The 18,428-nt window shown below is 60.5% G+C and carries 17 protein-coding genes; 8 read left to right on the top strand and 9 right to left on the bottom strand.

Going from position 1 to position 18,428, the window contains the following annotated elements; genetic code table 11:
• Positions 1-107: 107 nt before the first annotated feature.
• Positions 108-1,280 (bottom strand): aspartate aminotransferase family protein, encoded by a 1,173-nt coding sequence (locus ACODTO_RS03290; RefSeq protein WP_139645901.1) that lies wholly within the window; start codon positions 1,278-1,280, stop codon positions 108-110.
• 98 nt (positions 1,281-1,378) lie between these two features.
• On the opposite strand from ACODTO_RS03290, the gene ACODTO_RS03285 reads away from it, so the two are divergent.
• The 3 genes from ACODTO_RS03285 to ACODTO_RS03275 all read left to right on the top strand — a co-directional run bounded on the left by ACODTO_RS03285 (position 1,379) and on the right by ACODTO_RS03275 (position 3,971).
• The gene (locus ACODTO_RS03285; RefSeq protein ID WP_489105956.1) at positions 1,379-2,287 is read left to right on the top strand and encodes a LysR family transcriptional regulator; all 909 of its coding nucleotides are present in this window, start codon (positions 1,379-1,381) and stop codon (positions 2,285-2,287) included.
• A gap of 96 nt (positions 2,288-2,383) precedes the next feature.
• Positions 2,384-3,175, top strand: coding sequence for a DUF72 domain-containing protein (locus tag ACODTO_RS03280; RefSeq protein ID WP_489105955.1), 792 nt, complete (start codon positions 2,384-2,386; stop codon positions 3,173-3,175).
• Between the two features lie 91 nt (positions 3,176-3,266).
• On the top strand, positions 3,267-3,971 hold the full coding sequence (locus ACODTO_RS03275) for a hypothetical protein (protein WP_047699663.1): 705 nt from the start codon (positions 3,267-3,269) through the stop codon (positions 3,969-3,971).
• A 308-nt stretch (positions 3,972-4,279) separates the two neighbouring features.
• Here the strand turns inward: ACODTO_RS03275 and cyoE are convergent, their stop codons facing one another.
• The 7 genes from cyoE to hmpA all read right to left on the bottom strand — a co-directional run bounded on the left by cyoE (position 4,280) and on the right by hmpA (position 12,076).
• Positions 4,280-5,167: a heme o synthase gene (gene cyoE / locus ACODTO_RS03270; RefSeq protein ID WP_025211928.1), complete on the bottom strand. Its 888-nt coding sequence runs from the start codon at positions 5,165-5,167 to the stop codon at positions 4,280-4,282.
• Positions 5,168-5,178: 11 nt separating this feature from the next.
• Positions 5,179-5,514, bottom strand: coding sequence for a cytochrome o ubiquinol oxidase subunit IV (gene cyoD / locus ACODTO_RS03265; protein ID WP_041022358.1), 336 nt, complete (start codon positions 5,512-5,514; stop codon positions 5,179-5,181).
• A complete protein-coding gene (locus ACODTO_RS03260; protein ID WP_024777554.1) occupies positions 5,515-6,141 on the bottom strand; it encodes a cytochrome o ubiquinol oxidase subunit III in 627 nt (208 codons plus the stop codon).
• 3 nt (positions 6,142-6,144) lie between these two features.
• Positions 6,145-8,175 carry a cytochrome o ubiquinol oxidase subunit I gene (gene cyoB, locus ACODTO_RS03255; RefSeq protein WP_139645892.1) on the bottom strand — a complete coding sequence of 677 codons (2,031 nt, stop codon included), beginning with the start codon at positions 8,173-8,175 and terminating at the stop codon, positions 6,145-6,147.
• A gap of 3 nt (positions 8,176-8,178) precedes the next feature.
• On the bottom strand, positions 8,179-9,126 hold the full coding sequence (cyoA, locus tag ACODTO_RS03250) for a ubiquinol oxidase subunit II (protein ID WP_489105954.1): 948 nt from the start codon (positions 9,124-9,126) through the stop codon (positions 8,179-8,181).
• Positions 9,127-9,918: 792 nt separating this feature from the next.
• Positions 9,919-10,428: a disulfide bond formation protein B gene (locus ACODTO_RS03245; protein ID WP_041022360.1), complete on the bottom strand. Its 510-nt coding sequence runs from the start codon at positions 10,426-10,428 to the stop codon at positions 9,919-9,921.
• 466 nt (positions 10,429-10,894) lie between these two features.
• Entirely contained in the window at positions 10,895-12,076 is a 1,182-nt protein-coding gene (hmpA, locus tag ACODTO_RS03240; RefSeq protein ID WP_489105953.1) for an NO-inducible flavohemoprotein, read from the bottom strand.
• 150 nt (positions 12,077-12,226) lie between these two features.
• Here hmpA and norR point away from each other — a divergent pair, with 150 nt between their 5' ends.
• From norR to ACODTO_RS03215, 5 genes are all read left to right on the top strand, one after another.
• Positions 12,227-13,783, top strand: a complete 1,557-nt coding sequence (gene norR / locus ACODTO_RS03235) for a nitric oxide reductase transcriptional regulator NorR (protein ID WP_489105952.1) — start codon at positions 12,227-12,229, stop codon at positions 13,781-13,783.
• 199 nt (positions 13,784-13,982) lie between these two features.
• Complete coding sequence (locus tag ACODTO_RS03230; protein WP_139645880.1) at positions 13,983-14,885, top strand: chemotaxis protein CheV; 903 nt, start codon at positions 13,983-13,985, stop codon at positions 14,883-14,885.
• Positions 14,886-14,979: 94 nt separating this feature from the next.
• A complete protein-coding gene (locus ACODTO_RS03225) occupies positions 14,980-15,306 on the top strand; it encodes a hypothetical protein (protein ID WP_139645878.1) in 327 nt (108 codons plus the stop codon).
• A 77-nt stretch (positions 15,307-15,383) separates the two neighbouring features.
• Complete coding sequence (locus tag ACODTO_RS03220) at positions 15,384-16,133, top strand: YkgJ family cysteine cluster protein (protein ID WP_139645876.1); 750 nt, start codon at positions 15,384-15,386, stop codon at positions 16,131-16,133.
• Positions 16,134-16,337: 204 nt separating this feature from the next.
• Complete coding sequence (locus ACODTO_RS03215) at positions 16,338-17,309, top strand: 2-hydroxyacid dehydrogenase (RefSeq protein ID WP_139645874.1); 972 nt, start codon at positions 16,338-16,340, stop codon at positions 17,307-17,309.
• Positions 17,310-17,399: 90 nt separating this feature from the next.
• Here the strand turns inward: ACODTO_RS03215 and ACODTO_RS03210 are convergent, their stop codons facing one another.
• Complete coding sequence (locus ACODTO_RS03210; protein ID WP_139645872.1) at positions 17,400-18,317, bottom strand: DMT family transporter; 918 nt, start codon at positions 18,315-18,317, stop codon at positions 17,400-17,402.
• Positions 18,318-18,428: the final 111 nt, after the last annotated feature.

The raw sequence follows: 18,428 nt of genomic DNA, 5'->3' as shown, positions 1-18,428 counted from the left end.
GTTTTCAATCTGATGTGCCAGGGCATGGGCAATCGACTCTGGCTGGCGTTGGAACGCAGCAAACGTTAAAAATTCCGTTCCGCTGCGCTTCGCCCAGGCCGATTTTATCATTGGACAAGGCTGCGGCTTACCCCCCGGACAATCATCTCTATTTCCCGGCCATCAATCGTCAACGGCGGCAACAAACGGATGGTCTTGCCCCGGGTGATATTGATCAACAAGCCGTGGTCCCGGGCGGCGCAAAGCGCCAGGTCGCGGACCGGTTGCTTGAGTTCGATGCCGATCATCAATCCCTGGCCACGAATCGCCAGCACGTTCGGGTTATCCGCCAGTTCCGCCCGCAGCCGGACGAGCAGTTGCTCGCCCTGACGCCTGGCGTTGCCCACCAGATCCTGCTCCTCAATGATGTCCAACACCGTGCAGCCGACCCGGCAAGCCAGCGGATTACCCCCGAAAGTGCTGCCATGACTGCCGGGAGTGAACAGTTCGGCCGCCTTGCCCCGCGCCAGGCATGCGCCAATGGGCACGCCATTGCCCAACCCTTTGGCCAGGGTCATGACATCCGGCACGATGCCCTCATGCTGAAACGCGAACCATTGGCCGGTGCGGCCGATGCCGGTCTGGATCTCGTCGAGCATCAACAACCAGGCACGCCGGGAGCACAACTGCCGCAAAGCCTTGAGGTAGCCCGGCGGGGCCATTTGCACGCCGCTTTCACCCTGGATCGGCTCCACCAGTATCGCGACGATGCGTTCACCGTGGATTTGCTGGATGTCTTCCAGCGCGGCGAGATCGCCAAACGGCACCTTGATGAAATCCCCCGGCAAGCGGTTGTAACCCAGCCGTACTGCCGGGCCGTCGCTGGCGGACAGGGTGCCCAGGGTGCGTCCGTGGAAGGCGTTTTCCATGACCACCACCAGGGGCTGCTCAATGCCTTTGTGCCAGCCGTAGAGACGCGCCAACTTCAACGCGGTCTCGTTGGCCTCGGCACCCGAGTTATTGAAAAACACCCGCTCCAACCCCGACAGTTGCGTGAGCTTTTGCGCCAACCGTTGCTGCCAGTCGATGCTGTACAGATTCGACGTGTGGAGCAGCAAACCGGCCTGCTCGCTGATGGCGGCTACCAACCGGGGATGGGAGTGACCGACATTGGTCACCGCCACACCGGCCACCGCATCGAGGTATTCGCGACCGTCCTGGTCCCACAGGCGCGTCCCCAGCCCGTGGGTGAAACTCAGCGCCAGGGGTTGGTAGGTGGTCATCAGGCAGGCAGCGGTCATGACATCAAGCTCCATCAAGTGGTTTTTTCCAGTATGGTTAGCCACCCTTGCTGGATAAACACTGCTTTACTTCAATCATTTAGAAGCCAGGCTTGATAATGGATCTGTTCCAGGCAATGACGGTTTACGTCAAAGTGGTAGAAACCGGGAGCCTGACCGCGGCGGCCCAGGCGTGCGAAATGTCCACCACCATGGTGGGCAATCACCTTCGGGCACTGGAGCAACGCCTGGGAGTGCGCCTGATCAACCGCACGACCCGTCGTCAGCGCCTGACGGAATTCGGCTCGACCTATTATCAGCGTTGCCTGGAAGTCCTGGGACTGGTGGCCGACTCCGAGCGCCTGGCCGAGCAGACCCAAGGCGAACCCACCGGCACCCTGCGCATCACCGCGCCACTGACCTTCGGCACCGAACGCCTCGCACCGGCCCTGGCCGAATTCAGCCAGCGCTACCCGCAGGTCAAACTCGACGTGGTTCTGACCAACCAGCGCCTGGACCTGCTCGACCACGGCTTCGATGCCGCCATCCGCCTCGGCCTGTCCGATCCGAAACTGATCGCCCGTCCATTGATGGACTACACCCTGACGATCTGCGCTTCCAAGGCTTACCTGGCCCGCCGGGGCACCCCGGAACAACCCGCCGATCTGCAACGACATGACTGCCTGTCGTTCGCCTATTCCGCCAGTGACGAGTGGCGCTTCGCCCAGGACCACTGGCCCATCGACGGCCCGGACGGCGAAATCAAAGTGCCGGTGAACGGACCGATGCTGATCAACAGTTCGGCGGGGCTGCATCGCGCGGCCCTGGCCGGCATGGGCGTGGTGATGCTGCCCGATGCGCTGGTGGAACAGGATTTGAAGGAAGGGCACCTGGTGGCGTTGCTGCAGGATTATCAACTGCCTCATCGGCCGATGAACCTGATCTACGCCCAGGACCGCTACCGGTTGCCGAAGCTGCGCAGTTTTGTGGAATTTGCCTTGGAGAAATGGGCGAGATCCGCTGACTAAACGTAGGAGTAGCCCTGAGAGGCTACTTTTGGAAATGTAGCCTTTCAGGGCTACGGAACAACCCAGCGAAATCAGAGACGCTACAGGTCATTGCCCTTGTCGATTCAATCTCGCTCTTCACCTGACTTTCATTTGGGCTGCGCCGGCTGGTCGCTGCCCCGGGAACAATGGCCGGCCTTTCCCGAGGAAGGCACCCATCTGCAACGCTACAGCGCCCGCTTCCCGGCCGTGGAGATCAACAGTTCGTTCTACCGTCCGCACCGTCCCGCCACCTATGCGAAGTGGGCAGACAGCGTCGCGCCGGACTTCCGTTTCTCGGTCAAGGTGCCCAAGCAGATCACCCATGAACGGCGGTTGCGCGATTGTGACGGGCTTGTGGATGAGTTTCTCGGCCAGTGTTCGCAGTTGGGGGAAAAGCTGGGCTGCCTGTTGATCCAACTGCCACCGTCACTGGCCTTCGATGCCGGGGCGGCCGAATCGTTTTTCAAGGCATTGCGGGACCGTTATCAGGGCCACGCGGTACTTGAGCCCCGACATCCCAGCTGGCTGGCCGAGCACGTCACGGCATTGCTGCACGCTGAACACATCGGCCGCGTGGCCGCCGATCCATCGCCCTTGCCCGGCTGCGACCAGCCCGGGGGTTGGCCCGGGGTGCGCTACTACCGGTTGCACGGCTCACCGCGAATCTATTACTCCCGCTACGAAGACATTTGGCTGGAGCAACTCGCCCGGCAGTTGAAACGCGAACCCGATACACCGACCTGGTGCATCTTCGACAACACCGCCAGTGGCGCGGCTATCCCCGACGCATTGCGATTGGAGGCGCTGATGCGTACGAAAACACCGTGGCCTGCAACAAATGCCGACCAGCCACCGGATCAACCGTGACAACGCCGCCCGTGTCCAATAGATTAGGCGGCCGAAAAAAAGCTCAATGCCTTTCTCGTCTTATCCAGCTAACAGAAGTAGTGAAATTTCAATGTCCGATTCCAATACCGCTGAATCCGTAGTCACCTTGTCGTCCAAAGCGGAATACGAAAACTCCATCAATCTTTCACAGCATCTGCCTCAAGCCAAGACCATCAGTGAGATGGTGTTGGATGCCTTCCAATCGAACCGCGAGAGCGACCAGATCCGCGAGCTGCGCAGCGCCATTCGCCAGGCTCACGATGCGTTCGACGATGACAAGGCCTACGAACTGATGGGCCAGCTCAAGCAGCTCAAGGACGCCGAAGCTGCCGATTTCGCCGCGCTGGAAGACCTGAGCAGCCGCTTCCCCATCAGCCGGATTCTCTCCAGCTACAAGGATGACCCGGCCTTCCAGGAGTTGGTCTATGGCCTGGCCTTGAAGGTGCTGAACCAGACCCACCAGGCCATCAGCAACCCGAGCGGCAGCAAGGGCAAGGCCTCGCGAGCCAAGAAGGAAGCGCAAGTGTTTGTCATCAGCAAGGACGGCATCAGCGTCACCCTGCCCCTGCGCACCCCGAGTTCCAAGCCGAACGTCGACCGTGAGGCCTTCGAATTCCTGGGCTTCAATTTCGTCGGCGAAGGGGACGAGGCCGAACTGGAAAACGACCTGTTCCTGGACAACGACGGCACCGAACAACAGGCCACCCGCAAAAGCATCATCACCGCTTTGCAGCAGCAAAAGGCCTTTGACGGCTACAGCATCGCCCAGCAGTAAGCCTGTAGGAGCGGCTTGCTCGCGAAGGCGGTGAATCAGTTTGAACGGAGGGTGGATGTGCCGCCGCCATCGCGAGCAGGCTCGCTCCCACATGGGGTCTGCAGTGTTCGCCGGTGATGCGCCATACCCTATATCTGTGGGAGCGAGCCTGCTCGCGATAGCAGTGGGTCAGCCACCAAAGATATTGAACCCACCGATGACTTCGCGAGCAAGCCCACTCCCACAGGAACATCACCACCCCGGGCAGCGCCCATGAAAAAGCCCCGCGTTTCTCTCGAAGGCGGGGCTTTTTGTGGGGCATCTGGCGCTTAAGGTGCGTAGGTCAGCAGCAGCTCACTTGGCACTTTGAAGTCCAGGGACATCATGACGCTCAGGGCGGTGATGGTGAAGATCGAGAACACGAACAGCTTGCGTGCCCAGACCGTGTCATCCACGGCCTTGTAGCCGGTCCAGGCCATGTACAGCCAGTACATGCCCATGGCGGCGGCGACGGCGAGGTAGCTCATGCCGGCGTAGCCGCTGAAGGTCAGCATCAAAGTCGCCACCAGGAAGGCCAGGATGTAGAGCAGGATGTGCTTCTTGGCCACGCGAATACCGCGCTTGACCGGCAACACCGGAATCGAGGCTGCCAGGTAGTCGTTGAAGCGGAAGATCGCGATGGCATAGGAATGCGGCATCTGCCACAGGCTGAACATCACCAGCAGCGTCAGCGCAGCCATGTCGAAGCTGTTGCTGACCGCCACATAACCGATCACCGGTGGCATCGCCCCCGACAGACTGCCCACCAGCGTGCCGTGAACCGACTTGCGCTTGAGGTACAGGCTGTAGAGACCGACGTAGATGACAAAACCGATCACCGCGAACAGCGCCGCCAACGGGTTGGCCACCCGGTACAACAGCGCCACACCGGCCACGCCCAGCACCGTGGCGAATGCCAGGGCCAGTTGTACCGGGATCAACCCCTGGACCAGTGCACGGTTTTTGGTGCGCTCCATCTTGATGTCGATGTCGCGGTCGATGCAGTTGTTGAACACGCAACCGGACGCCACCACCAGGGACGTGCCAATCATCGCCGCCAGGAAGATGGCCAGATCGACATGCCCTTTCGAGGCCAGGAAGAACCCGCCTGCCACAGAAAGCACGTTACCGAAAATGATCCCCGGCTTGGTGATTTGGATAAAGTGCTTTAAGGACATCCGGACTTTCCTCAGTGCGCCATCATGTTGGTGTGGATGCTGAACATGATCCACAACGACAGGCCGACCAACAGGACGATCACCAACGCCGCGAAGACAAACGCAATCACGTTGTTACGCTGGGCGGCGGAGCGGTCAAGGTGCAGGAAGTACACCAGGTGCACCAGGACCTGGACCACGGCGAAGATCAGGACGATCCACAGGGTCAGGCTCTTGGGCAGCGATGGGTACATCACCAGGCCGAACGGGATGACGGTCAGGATCACCGACAGGATGAAGCCGATGGCATAGGACTTGACGCTGCCGTGGCTGGCGTCATGACCATCATGGGAATGTGCGTTAGCCATTTACAGGGTCCCCATCAGATAAACAACGGTGAATACGCAGATCCACACCACGTCCAGGAAGTGCCAGAACAGACTCAGGCAGCTCAGGCGGGTCTTGTTGGTGGCGGTCAGGCCATTTTTCTGGACCTGGTACATCATGATCGCCATCCAGATCAGGCCGCTGGTCACGTGCAGACCGTGGGTGCCGACCAGGGTGAAGAACCCGGACAAGAAGCCGCTGCGGTTAGGACCGAAGCCCTCGGAGATCAACATGTGGAACTCGTTGATCTCCATGCCGATGAAGCCGGCACCGAACAGGAAGGTCATGGCCAGCCAGCCCAGGACCTGGGTTTTCTTGCCCTTGTACAACGCCAGCATGGCGAAGCCGTAGGTGATCGAGCTGAACAGCAGCAGAGCGGTTTCGCCCAGTACGTACGGCAGCTCGAAGATGTCGTGGCCTGACGGGCCACCGGCGACGTTGTTGACCAGCACTGCATAGGCCGCGAAGATCGACGCGAACAGAATGCAGTCGGTCATCAGGTAGAGCCAGAAACCGAATACGGTCATCTCGCCCGAGTCGTGGTGATGGTCATCATGCCCATGGTCATGACCATGGGCGTGTCCAACATTGGTCACTAAGTTCGACATGGTTTAAGCCTGTTCCAACGAGGTTTCAACACGGGTGGAGGTAGCCCGGACTTTCCCGGCCGCGACCAGACGTTTGTGCTGCTCGGCTTCGATGCGCTCGATGACATCCACCGGCACCATGTAGCCCTGATCGTCACGGGCAGCATGGATGGCGAAATACACCACGGTGCCGACCAGGCTGGCAGCGGCGAGCCACCAGATGTGCCAGATCATCGCGAAACCGAACACGGTCAACAGGCCGCCCATGACCACACCGGTAGCGGTGTTGTTCGGCATGTGGATCGGCGCGTATTTGGCCGGAGTCTGGTACGCAGTACCGTTTTCCTTGGCTTCGGTGAACGGGTCGATGGTGTCCGCTTTCGGCAGCACGGCGAAGTTGTAGAACGGCGGTGGCGAAGAAGTCGACCACTCCAGGGTATGGGCATCCCACGGGTCGCCGTGTGCGCACATGTTCTCTGGCTTGTTGCGGTCACGTACGCTGACATACAGCTGGATCAGCTGGCAGGCGATACCGACGGCGATCAGCACCGCACCGAACATGGCAACGTACAGGTACGGCACCCACTCAGGGTTGGTGGTGGTGTTCAGACGACGGGTCATGCCCATGAAGCCCAGTACATAGAGCGGCATGAACGCGACGAAGAAGCCGGTGATCCAGAACCAGAACGCGCCCTTGCCCCAGCCTTCGTGCAGCTTGAAGCCGAACGCTTTCGGGAAGTAGAAGGCGAAGCCAGCGATGTAGCCGAACACCGCGCCGCCGATGATCACGTTATGGAAGTGCGCGATCACGAACAGGCTGTTGTGCAGGACGAAGTCGGCACCCGGGATGGCCAGCAGTACGCCGGTCATGCCGCCGATGGCGAAGGTCACCATGAAGCCCAGGGTCCACATGACGTGGCTGGTGAAACGCAGACGGCCCTGGTAGATGGTGAACAGCCAGTTGAACAGCTTCACCCCGGTCGGGATCGAAATCAGCATCGTCGCCAGGCCGAAGAAGGCGTTGACGCTGGCCCCCGAACCCATGGTGAAGAAGTGGTGCAGCCAAACCATGAAGCCCAGCACCGAGATCGCGCCGGAAGCGTAGATCATCGAGTGGTGGCCGAACAGTTTCTTGCCGGAGAAGGTCGAGATGACTTCGGAGAAGATCCCGAACGCCGGCAGGATCAGGATGTACACCTCCGGGTGACCCCAGGCCCAGAACAGGTTGACGTACATCATCGGATTTCCACCCAGTTCATTGGTGAAAATGTGGAAATCCATGTAACGGTCAAGCGTCAGCAGTGCCAGGGTGGCGGTCAGGATCGGGAACGAAGCGACGATCAGTACGTTGGCCCAGGTGCAGGTCCAGGTGAAGATCGGCATGTCCATCAGCTTCATGCCCGGGGTACGCATTTTCAGCACGGTGGCCAGGAAGTTGACCCCCGTGAGCGTCGTACCCAACCCGGATAGCTGTAGCGCCCAGATGTAGTAATCCACACCTACGCCCGGACTGTATTGCAGCCCCGACAACGGCGGATAGGCAACCCAACCAGTCTTGGCGAATTCACCAACACCCAGGGAAACGTTGATCAGCACGACGCCGGACACCAGCAGCCAGAAGCTCAGGGAGTTCAGGAACGGGAAGGCAACGTCGCGGGCACCGATCTGCAGCGGCACTGCCAGGTTCATCAGGCCGGTGAAGAATGGCATCGCCATGAAGATGATCATGATCACACCGTGGGCGGTGAAGATCTGGTCATAGTGTTCAGGTGGCAGGTAGCCAGGCGAACCCTCGGTGGCCATGGCCAACTGGGTACGCATCATGATGGCGTCGGCAAAACCGCGCAGCAGCATGACCATGGCGACGACGATGTACATCACGCCGATTTTCTTGTGGTCGACCGACGTCAGCCACTCGGTCCACAGGTAGGTCCACTTCTTGAAGTAAGTGATCCCGGCGAACAGCCCCAGACCACCGAGCGCGATGATGGCGAGGGTCACCATGACAATCGGCTCGTGGAACGGGATCGCTTCCCAACTTAATTTACCAAACATCGTTTACTCCTCTGCCCCGGCAGCTGAATGCGAACTCATGTCCATCCCTTCCATGTTGTGCGCCACTTCCTGCTCTTTCTTCTCGTGGTGCATCGGCTTGCCCGGATTCATCCCTTCATACTTGTCGATGATGGTCTGGAACAGGTTCGGCGTGACCGCGGAGTAGAGTTCGACTGGGTTGTTCTGGCTCGGTTTGGAAAGGGCTTCGTATTCAGCTTTTTCAAGCTGTTTAGGTGCCTTCTTCACATCGTTGACCCAGGCGTCGAAGTCTTCCTGGGTGGTGGCGATTGCTTTGAACTTCATGCCGGTGAAACCCGCGCCGCTGTAGTTGGCGGAGATACCTTCGAGTTCGGCGCTCTGGTTGGCGATCAGGTGCAGCTTGGTCTGCATGCCCGCCATCGCGTAGATCTGGCCGCCCAGGCCCGGGATGAAGAACGAGTTCATCACGGTGTCGGAGGTGACCTTGAAGTTGATCGGCGTGTGGGCCGGGAACACGATCTTGTTAACGGTGGCGATGCCCTGTTCCGGATAGATGAACAGCCACTTCCAGTCCATCGAGACCACTTCAATGGTGATCGGCTTGACGTCGGATTCCAGCGGACGGTACGGGTCCAGGGCGTGGGTCGACTTGTAGGTGACATAACCCAGGGCAATGATGATCAGGACCGGGATTGTCCACACGGCCGCTTCGATCTTGGTGGAGTGCGACCACTTCGGCGTGTACACCGCCTTGGTATTGGACGCGCGGTATTTCCAGGCGAACAGGAACGTCATGACGATAACCGGCACAACGACCAGCAACATCAGCAGCGTGGCGGTGATGATCAGGTTTCGTTCATCCAGGCCGACCTGGCCCTTGGGATCGAGCAAGGTCATGTTGCAGCCTCCCAGCAGCAACGTGCCGAGCAGCGGCAACAAGCCTAGTAATCGGGGGTACCTGTTTTTACTCATCTCACGACCTCTAAAGCAGCTTGCGCAATGCAGTTGGGTTTTGATCGCCAACACTTCACCCTGCCAAGGGTTGGCATTTCTTGGATTTGAATAAGGGCTGCCCGTCGAGCGTCAGACGCTGTTCGACATATCCTGGGCCAGCAGTGAGTTCTTATTCGAATTCGTCGGTAAAAGGCCTTGTTACAGCCCAATTCCATTTGGTGCGGGTAGTTGGAAGGCACCGACACCTGGGGTCGCATGGGGCGCTGGCACCCTTCGACCGCCTCTCGTGCTCAAGCCTGAGCCGGGTCGGATATTCGGTGCGGGCGATTGTAGTGAGCTGGAGCGCTGTAGACCATGTCTCATCCCGAAATAATTTTTATCCAAACCGGCAACAATCTCTTCCCGATACCGCAACGGTCCGGCATGTTATCGAAATTGATTCTCAACAAGAACCCCAAAAAACGTGAGCCTACTACGCCCGATTCAGACAGCTTGAACGAAACGCGTTGAGGTTTTTTGCCTGGCAAGCGCCCGTTTTTCGGGGGGCTCGCCAAATGGCGCTGCGCTGTTAAAAATGCCTGCTGCCGGCTCCGCCAAGGTAATGGGCGTGGCAAGTCGGTACATTTTTTTATTACAGGACGAGGCGTATATTCCTGCCGCGAACGCCCCCGGAACCTGGGGATGTGTGACAACGTGTCGCACAGTGTCGCAGGTCATTCTTGTCCCGGATCAAGGCCTGTCCCTCCTGTCGCTGAATGCAAAACGCCCCGGTTCTCCAACAGGGAAACCGGGGCGTTTCATCGAGGTGCTTCAGCGAAGGGTCTTGCGGTTACGCGACACCAGCAAGGGTACCAGTACCACGATCAGTACGAAGGCCAGCAGCGCCCATTGCGCCAGGGACAAGCCCAGGATCGGCGGGTATGGGGTGGAGCAGAACCCGTCGACCTGGAACCCCAACGGGAAGATCTTCGCCAGCGGCAGATCATCGACAATCGGTTGCAGCACATCGATACCGCAGCTGACTGCCGGGAAGAACTGGGTATACACGTGATGTCCCGCCACCCCCGCACCGGCCAGGGCACAGAGCACCACAATCCCCTCGAGAATCGTCAGGCTGCGACGGGTGCGCATGGCCGCGCCGATGAACGCGAAGATCGCGATCAGCAACAGCGCATAACGCTGCAGGATGCACAGCGGGCACGGTGCCTCACCCAAGGCCACCTGCATATATAGCGCACCACCGATCAGCGCCAGGCAGATCAGCCCCAGCAACACCAGGTAGCGCCGCTCGCGGCCCAACCGCATCATTTCCTCACTCATTACCTTTTCCTTTGGATGCATGGATCGACGCACAGCCTTGCGACACTCGGCGCACAGTCGGATGGCCGAAGTCTACACGTTGGCCATGACAGTGAACGAGCGGCTTGCGCCATCTTTGGGGGGGAATAGACAGGAAAAAGGTTAAGTGCGGATTAACTTTGAGCGGGCGAAAGGTCAGTTGAGTGTGCAAAGCATGCCTGCCCCTTCGCGAGCAGGCTCGCTCCCACAGGGTCCGATGGTGCATGCAAATGCTGCGTGCACCGCGGCTCCACTGTGGGAGCGGGCTTGCTCGCGAAAGCGGTGTGTCAGGCAACCTCGATGTCGACGATGCCGCCGCCTTCGCGAGCAAGCCCGCTCCCACCGTTTTTTTGCAGCACTCACAACTGTGCGTCCGCCGCAATTTCCTGTGGGAGCGAGCCTGCTCGCGATGAAGGCAACCCGGTTCTGCCGGGCTTGCCGCTTGCCTTTATTCCAGCGCCGCAGCCGGCCCGAAGAACTCGTAACGGCTCTGCCCATCCGGTACGCCCAGGGCCTTGAGATGACGCTTCACGGCGGCCATGAAGCCCTTCGGCCCCAGGAAATAGGCATCCAGGTCACGCTGTTCCGGCAGCCACTTGGCCAGTTGCTCCTGGCTCAACAAACCAATCCGATCGGCTGCCTCGCTCAAGCCGTCGTCTTCGTCGTAGCAATAGAAGCGCTTGAGTTGCGGGTGCCGCTTGGCCAGGTCGTCGATCCACTCACGGAAGGCATGGACACGACCATTACGTGCGCAGTGAATGAAATGCACTGGTCGCTCGGTTTGCAGCGCCGCTTGCAGCATCGCCAGGGTTGGGGTGATACCGACGCCACCGCTGATCAGCACCAAGGGCTTGTCGCTGGCGGTCAGGTAGAAGTCCCCGGACGGCGGGAACAACTGGATGCGGCTGCCAATCTGGAAATCATGATGCAGGTAGTTCGATACCCGCCCACCCGGCTCGCGCTTGACACTGATCCGGTACTGGCCGTTGTCCGCCAGGGCCGACAACGAATAGTTGCGGCGCACTTCCTCACCGTCCAGGAACAGTTTCATGCCGATGTACTGACCCGGCTCGGCCAGCAGGATCGGCCCCTTGTCCGCCGGTTCGAAGTAGAACGAGGTGATCTCCGAGCTTTCCTGGACCTTGGCCACCAGGATGAATTCCCGCTCGCCCCGCCATCCACCCGGCGCAGCGGCCTTCCTGTCGTACATGCCGGCTTCGGCGCCGATGAGAATATCGGCCAATTGGTTATAAGCGGCGCCCCAGGCGGAGATCACTTCGGGCGTGGCGATCTCGTTGCCCAGCACTTCGGCAATCGCCCGCAACAAGCAGGAGCCGACAATCGGGTAATGCTGTGGCTCGATCTGCAAGGCGACATGCTTGTTGACGATTTTCGCCACCAGGTCACCCAACTGGTCGAGCTGGTCGATATGCCGTGCATACATCAATACACCGTTAGCCAGGGCCCGAGGCTGATCGCCGCTGGCTTGGTGAGCCTGGTTGAACAGCGGTCGAACCTGAGGATATTCGGAAAGCATCATGCGGTAGAAGTGAGTGATGAGCGCTTCACCACCGCTTTCAAGCAATGGAACGGTGGAGCGAATGATGGCGCGTTCTTCCCGGGTGAGCATAAGGTGAATCCTCGTGTGGTACGGAAACGGATACCGATGCTTATCAGGTTTCATGCCACAAATATTTTCTTTAATTTTCAATAGCTTAAAAATAATGTAGTCATAACGACACACGCGAGGCTATAGTCCTTTTGACTACACGGAGTCATTATGACCGCAACCTCCCTACTGACCGCCTTGCTGCCGCTGGTAGCGGACCTGTCTCGCGAACTGCCTGAAGGCGAGCGCTATCGCCGCCTGCTCGGCGCCCTGCGCGCCTTGCTGCCTTGCGACGCTGCAGCGCTGTTGCGGCTGGACGGGGACAGCCTGGTGCCGCTGGCGGTGGACGGCTTGAGCACCGACACCTTGGGCCGGCGCTTCCGGGTCAGTGAACACCCGCGCTTCGAAGCACTGCTGGCCAACCCGAACCCCACCCGTTTCGCCACCGACAGCGACCTGCCCGATCCCTACGACGGACTGGTTGAAGGCCTCGACGACCATCTGGAAGTTCACGATTGCATGGGCTGCCCGCTGTTCGTCGATGAGCGCCCCTGGGGCCTGCTGACCCTTGACTCTCTGGATCCGGAGCGCTTCGAACCCATCGACCTCGGTGCGCTGCAGGCCTTCGCCAGCCTCGCCGCCGCCACGGTCAGCGCCGCCGAACGCATCGAACGCCTGGCCTTGAAAGCCGAAGACGAACACCGCCGCGCCGAGGTCTATCGCCAGGCCAGCGGCCAGCAATCCCGCGACATGGTCGGCCAGAGCAAAGCCCATAAACGCCTGGTGGAAGAGATCAAGCTGGTGGGCGGCAGCGACCTGACCGTGTTGATCACCGGTGAAACCGGCGTCGGCAAGGAGCTGGTCGCCCAAGCCATCCATGCAGCCTCCAAACGCGCCGAACAGCCGCTGATCAGCCTCAACTGCGCCGCCCTGCCGGACACCCTGGTGGAAAGCGAACTTTTCGGCCACGTACGCGGCGCGTTCACCGGAGCGACGAGCGACCGGCGCGGCAAGTTCGAGCTGGCCGATGGCGGCACGCTGTTCCTCGACGAAGTGGGTGAGTTGTCCCTGACCGTCCAGGCCAAACTGCTGAGAGTGTTGCAGAGCGGCCAGTTGCAGCGCCTGGGCTCGGACAAGGAGCATCTGGTGGATGTGCGTCTGATCGCCGCCACCAATCGCGACCTGGCCGAAGAGGTGCGCAACGGCCGCTATCGGGCCGATTTCTACCACCGCTTGAGCGTGTATCCCTTGCAGGTACCGGCGCTGCGGGATCGTGGCCGCGATGTGCTGCTGCTCAGCGGTTTTTTCCTGGAGCAGAATCGCTCGCGCATGGGCCTCAACAGCCTGCGTCTGAGCAGCGATGCCCAGGCCGCGCTGCTGGCCTACGACTGGCCGGGTAACGTGCGTGAACTTGAACACCTGATCGGCCGTAGCGCCCTGAAAGCGCTTGGCAGATGCCCGGTGCGGCCGAAAATCCTCAGCCTCGGTGCCCAGGACCTGGACTTGCCCCAGGCCACCGAGCCAACGTCCGAGCCTTCAGCAACACCCCCTGCGCTGGCGATCACCCCCGTGACAGGAGACCTGCGCGAAGCCATGGACGATTTCCAGCGCCGGCTGATCGGCGCCAGCCTGGAACGCCATCAACACAACTGGGCCAGTGCCGCCCGAGAACTGGGGCTGGATCGGGCGAACCTGGGGCGGATGGCACGACGGTTGGGGCTCAAGTAACGCCCTCAAGTTGCTCAAGCCTTTGTGGCGAGGGGATTTATCCCCTCGCCACAGGTGTGTATTCACAGGCCGCTGGCCCGGAAAGCGGATGTCGGCCGCTTTCGCCCTAAAGCCTGCCCCCAACAAGTCGATAACCCGATATCAAAAGCTGTTTTGGCGATCTTCACGTTCGCCCCACCTTTTTACACAGAAGGTTTTTATGTCTTCCAACAAAGCCCGCGCAGATTCACTTTCGCTTCTGCTGTTTACGTTGCGCAGCGGCAAGCTGATGGCAATCAACCTGCTCAAAGTCAGTGAGATCATCCCGTGCCCGCCACTGACCAAACTGCCGGAGTCGCATCCACACGTGAAAGGCATTGCGACCCTGCGTGGCACATCGCTGTCGGTGATTGACCTGAGCCGTGCCATTGGCGAGCGGCCGCTGGAAGATCCGGACGGCGGCTGCCTGATCGTCACCGATGTCAGCCGCTCCAAGCAGGGCCTGCACGTGCAGGCGGTGAGCAAGATCGTCCACTGCCTGACCACCGACATCAAGCCACCGCCTTACGGCTCCGGCGGCAATCGCGCGTTCATCACCGGCGTGACGTCGGTGGACGGCAAGCTCGTGCAGGTGCTGGACATCGAGAAGGTCATCCATGGCATCGCCCCGGCGCAGATCGAAACCGCGCCCACCGAGCTGAGCATGGAAGACGCCGAAGTGCTGGGCAACGCACGGATCCTGGTGGTCGATGACAGCCAGGTGGCGTTGCAACAATCGGTGCACACCCTGCGCAACCTGGGCCTGCAATGCCACACCGCCCGCAGCGCCAAGGAAGCCATCGAATGCTTGTTGGACCTGCAAGGCACGGCCGGACAGATCAACCTCATCGTCTCCGACATCGAAATGTCGGAAATGGACGGTTACGCCCTCACCCGCACTCTGCGGGAAACGCCGGACTTCGCCCACCTCTACGTGTTGCTGCACACCTCGCTGGACAGTGCCATGAACAGTGAAAAGGCCCGGTTGGCCGGCGCCAATGGGGTGCTGACCAAGTTTTCCTCGCCCGAACTGACCAAGTGCCTGATCACGGCAGCCAAGGCGGTGGCCGAACAAGGCCACTGAGTTGTACCGACGATGCGCTCCTGCGTTCCGGCGTGGGAGGGTCCGGCAATCTCAGGCATACTTTTGCCATGACTTTCCGGAACGAGACATCCCGATGAACATCCGCGCATCGTTTCTCCTTGGCCTCGCTGCCCTGGCCTCCCAAGCCCATGCCTCCAGCCCGGAAGCCTGGGCTGCCTACGACAAAGCCGTGCTGGCCAGTTGCATCAAGGCCAGTGGCTTGAAGAACGCCGAGCCGGTGGGCACCGCCGCGCAATTCGACGACCGGGTCGGCTATACCGCGCTGTTGCTGCAAGGCCAATACCCGCAGAAACACATGAAAGGGGCGAGCGGTACCGAGCTGTGCCTCTACCGCAAGAAAACCAAGACCGCCCACGTGACCGAATGGGACTCGATACGCTCCACCGCGACCGATCAGTGAGTGGCGCATAACTTGCTTCGCGAGGCTCATCACGGCGTTTTTCTGTCGCCGCCTTTCAGCTCTCGACCGGTCGCTCAATGAATACAACGTTTTCCTGCGTAGGCTGCGGCAAATGCTGCTCTGGCCACCACGTTCCCCTGACCCTCGATGAAGCCCGGATGTGGGCAAGCGACGGCGGCCAGGTCATCGTCCTGGTGGAAGCCTTCCTGCCCAATGGCCTCGGTCTGCCGGTGGCGCAGCGCGAGCATGCCGAACGCCGTTCCGCGAGGGTCCGGAGCGGCGGCACCGATGCCTTCGTGGCGATCACCTTCGCCGCTTATAACCCCGGCCGCTGCCACAATCTCGACGAAGAAAACCTGTGCAGCATCTACGAACGCAGGCCGCTGGTGTGCCGGATCTATCCGATGGAAATCAACCCACATATCCCGCTCAATATCGCAGCGAAGGACTGCCCCCCGGAATCCTGGGAAACCGGTCCGCAACTGATCGTCGGCGGGAAATTGGTTGATAAAGAACTGGCCGAGCTAATCGAACGCTCGCGCCAGGCCGATCGCGAAGAGATTGCGATCAAGGACCGCATCTGTGCGGCCTTGGGCATCCATACCACCGCGCTGAAAGGTGACGGGTTTGCCGCCTATCTGCCGGACATGACAGCGTTCGCCGCCGCCATCGATCAGGTGCGCTTGCGACCAACGGCGCAGGAAACCAGTGAATGGCAATTCCATCTGTCCGGGGATGACGTCGCCCGCGAGGTCATGGCCTGTGGGGCTCGGGTCGTCACCGAGGCAGCTTCGGATTATGCGTTCATTTCGTTGCGGGCGGCCTAGAGACAACATAAAGGCCCCTTGTGGGCGCGAGCCTGCTCGCGATAGCGGTATGTCAGTCAATATCAACGCTGGCTGAACCGCTGCCATCGCGAGAAGGCTCGCTCCCACAGGTCATTCCAAGTCATAAACTGCACCCCCCTCTCGCCTAACCCTCGCCGAGAATGTTAGCGTGCTTGGTATTGCCTCCAAGACGAGCCTTGCACGATGAAAAAAACCGTACTTGCCTTCAGCCGTGTCACGCCCCAGATGGTCGAGCGCCTGCAACAGGACTTCGACGTGATCGTGCCGAACCCATCGAAGGGTGACATTAATGCACAGTTCAACGAAGCCCTGCCCCATGCCCACGGCCTGATCGGGGTTGGTCGCAAACTCGGTCGCGAGCAATTGCAAGGCGCCACGAACCTGCAGGTGGTTGCCAGTGTGTCGGTGGGTTACGACAACTATGACCTGGCCTACTTCAATGAACGCGGGATCATGCTCACCAACACCCCCGACGTGCTCACCGAAAGCACGGCCGACCTGGCCTTCGCCCTGCTGATGAGCAGTGCCCGTCGCGTTGCGGAACTGGACGCCTGGACCAAGGCAGGACAATGGCAGGCGACGGTGGGGCCACAACTGTTTGGCAGCGACGTGCACGGCAAGACCCTGGGCATCGTCGGCATGGGCAACATCGGCGCGGCCATCGCCCGGCGTGGCCGGCTGGGGTTCAACATGCCAATCCTGTACAGCGGCAACAGCCGCAAGACCGAACTGGAAAACCAGCTGGGCGCGCAGTTCCGCGAGTTGGACCAGTTGTTGGCCGAAGCGGACTTCGTCTGCCTCGTTGTGCCGCTGAGCGAGAAGACCCGCCACCTGATCGGACAGCGTGAACTGTCGCTGATGAAGCCAAGCGCGATCCTGGTCAACATTTCCCGCGGCCCGGTGGTGGATGAGCCGGCATTGATCGAGGCCTTGCAGAACAACCGCATCCGCGGCGCCGGGCTGGACGTCTACGAAAAGGAGCCATTGGCCGAGTCGCCGCTGTTCCAGCTGAAGAACGCCGTCACCCTGCCCCACATCGGCTCGGCTACCCACGAAACCCGTGAAGCCATGGCCAATCTCGCGGTGGAAAACTTGCGCAGTGCGTTGCTGGGTGAGCGGCCGCAGAACCTGGTCAACCCGCAAGTCTGGAAGTAGAAGCCGGCGCCGTATCCCATCGCCCCGCTTTGTGGGAGCACGGCTTGCCCGCGAAACGAACGCCTCGGTTTCTGACAGAGCGCGTCGTCTTCATCGCGGGCAAGCCTTGCTTTCACAAAGCGCGACACTGGTCGCCGCTGGTCGAGGCTTGCGAAACACCAGCACGTTCCCCAGCATCACCAATACCAGCCCGGCCAGTGCCGGCGCCGTCCACTGGTAGCCTTCGACAAACGCCGAGACATTCAACGCCACCACTGGGAACAGGACAGTGCAATATGCCGCCCGCTCCGGCCCCATGCGCCCCACGAGCGTCAGGTAAGCGGTGAAGCCGATCACCGAGCCCGGGATCACCAGGTACAGCAGCGAACCGATGTAGCGCAGGTTCCATTCCATGTCGAAAGCAATCCCGTTGAACAGGCACCACCCCGCCAGCATCGTCGCGCCATAAGCCATGCCCCAGGCGTTGGTGGTCAACGGCTTGAGCCCAGCCTTTTGTTGCAGGCTCGAGAGCATATTGCCCGCCGAGAAACACAGCGTGCCCAGCAACGCCAACGCCAATCCGAGCAGCGTCTGCGGGCTCGCGTGATGGCCGGCCAGTTCCGGCCAGAACAACAGCCCCAGCCCCGACAATCCCAATGCACCGCCCAACAGCACGTTGCGGGCGATCCGCTGGCCGAAGAACACCCGGGCATTGAGGGCATTCCACAACGTGGCCGTGGAGAACACCACCGCCACCAGGCCGCTGGGAATCCACTGGCTGGCCGTGAGGAAACACATGAAATTGACGCAGAACAGGCACAGTCCCTGGGCCAGGCAGATCAAATGCCCACGACGGTTCATCACTTGCAGGCGCCGGCTGAGCAGGAGCATTGCGAACAGGATCAGGGCCGCGAGGCCGAAGCGATAGACAATCGATACCGGGATGGCAACGACGCCCAGTTGCAGTTTCAGCGCAATCCAGGTGGTGCCCCAGATGAGCACGGTGAGCAGGTATAACGAGAGGTTCATGGTGACGGCTCCTGGACGATGGCGTTCAGTGTCACGCCGCCGTCCACCGGGCGCTTGCGTAAACTTGCGGTTTTGTCGGCGTGCAGGCTGGCACAGGTCTTTCAACGGAGT

Source organism: Pseudomonas sp. FG13 (assembly GCF_057809755.1).
Note: the sequence above shows the minus strand (reverse complement) of the source record. Positions and strands in the feature narration are given on the sequence as shown.

Coding starts and splice junctions, on each gene's coding strand:
- cyoD (WP_041022358.1), bottom strand. CDS start 5,514: ATGGCTAACGCACATTCCCATGATGGTCATGACGCCAGCCACGGCAGC.
- cyoB (WP_139645892.1), bottom strand. CDS start 8,175: ATGTTTGGTAAATTAAGTTGGGAAGCGATCCCGTTCCACGAGCCGATT.
- ACODTO_RS03210 (WP_139645872.1), bottom strand. CDS start 18,317: ATGAACCTCTCGTTATACCTGCTCACCGTGCTCATCTGGGGCACCACC.
- ACODTO_RS03290 (WP_139645901.1), bottom strand. CDS start 1,280: ATGACCGCTGCCTGCCTGATGACCACCTACCAACCCCTGGCGCTGAGT.
- ACODTO_RS03225 (WP_139645878.1), top strand. CDS start 14,980: ATGAACATCCGCGCATCGTTTCTCCTTGGCCTCGCTGCCCTGGCCTCC.
- ACODTO_RS03285 (WP_489105956.1), top strand. CDS start 1,379: ATGGATCTGTTCCAGGCAATGACGGTTTACGTCAAAGTGGTAGAAACC.
- ACODTO_RS03260 (WP_024777554.1), bottom strand. CDS start 6,141: ATGTCGAACTTAGTGACCAATGTTGGACACGCCCATGGTCATGACCAT.
- ACODTO_RS03230 (WP_139645880.1), top strand. CDS start 13,983: ATGTCTTCCAACAAAGCCCGCGCAGATTCACTTTCGCTTCTGCTGTTT.
- cyoE (WP_025211928.1), bottom strand. CDS start 5,167: ATGTCCTTAAAGCACTTTATCCAAATCACCAAGCCGGGGATCATTTTC.
- ACODTO_RS03245 (WP_041022360.1), bottom strand. CDS start 10,428: ATGAGTGAGGAAATGATGCGGTTGGGCCGCGAGCGGCGCTACCTGGTG.
- ACODTO_RS03215 (WP_139645874.1), top strand. CDS start 16,338: ATGAAAAAAACCGTACTTGCCTTCAGCCGTGTCACGCCCCAGATGGTC.
- ACODTO_RS03220 (WP_139645876.1), top strand. CDS start 15,384: ATGAATACAACGTTTTCCTGCGTAGGCTGCGGCAAATGCTGCTCTGGC.
- cyoA (WP_489105954.1), bottom strand. CDS start 9,126: ATGAGTAAAAACAGGTACCCCCGATTACTAGGCTTGTTGCCGCTGCTC.
- ACODTO_RS03275 (WP_047699663.1), top strand. CDS start 3,267: ATGTCCGATTCCAATACCGCTGAATCCGTAGTCACCTTGTCGTCCAAA.
- hmpA (WP_489105953.1), bottom strand. CDS start 12,076: ATGCTCACCCGGGAAGAACGCGCCATCATTCGCTCCACCGTTCCATTG.
- norR (WP_489105952.1), top strand. CDS start 12,227: ATGACCGCAACCTCCCTACTGACCGCCTTGCTGCCGCTGGTAGCGGAC.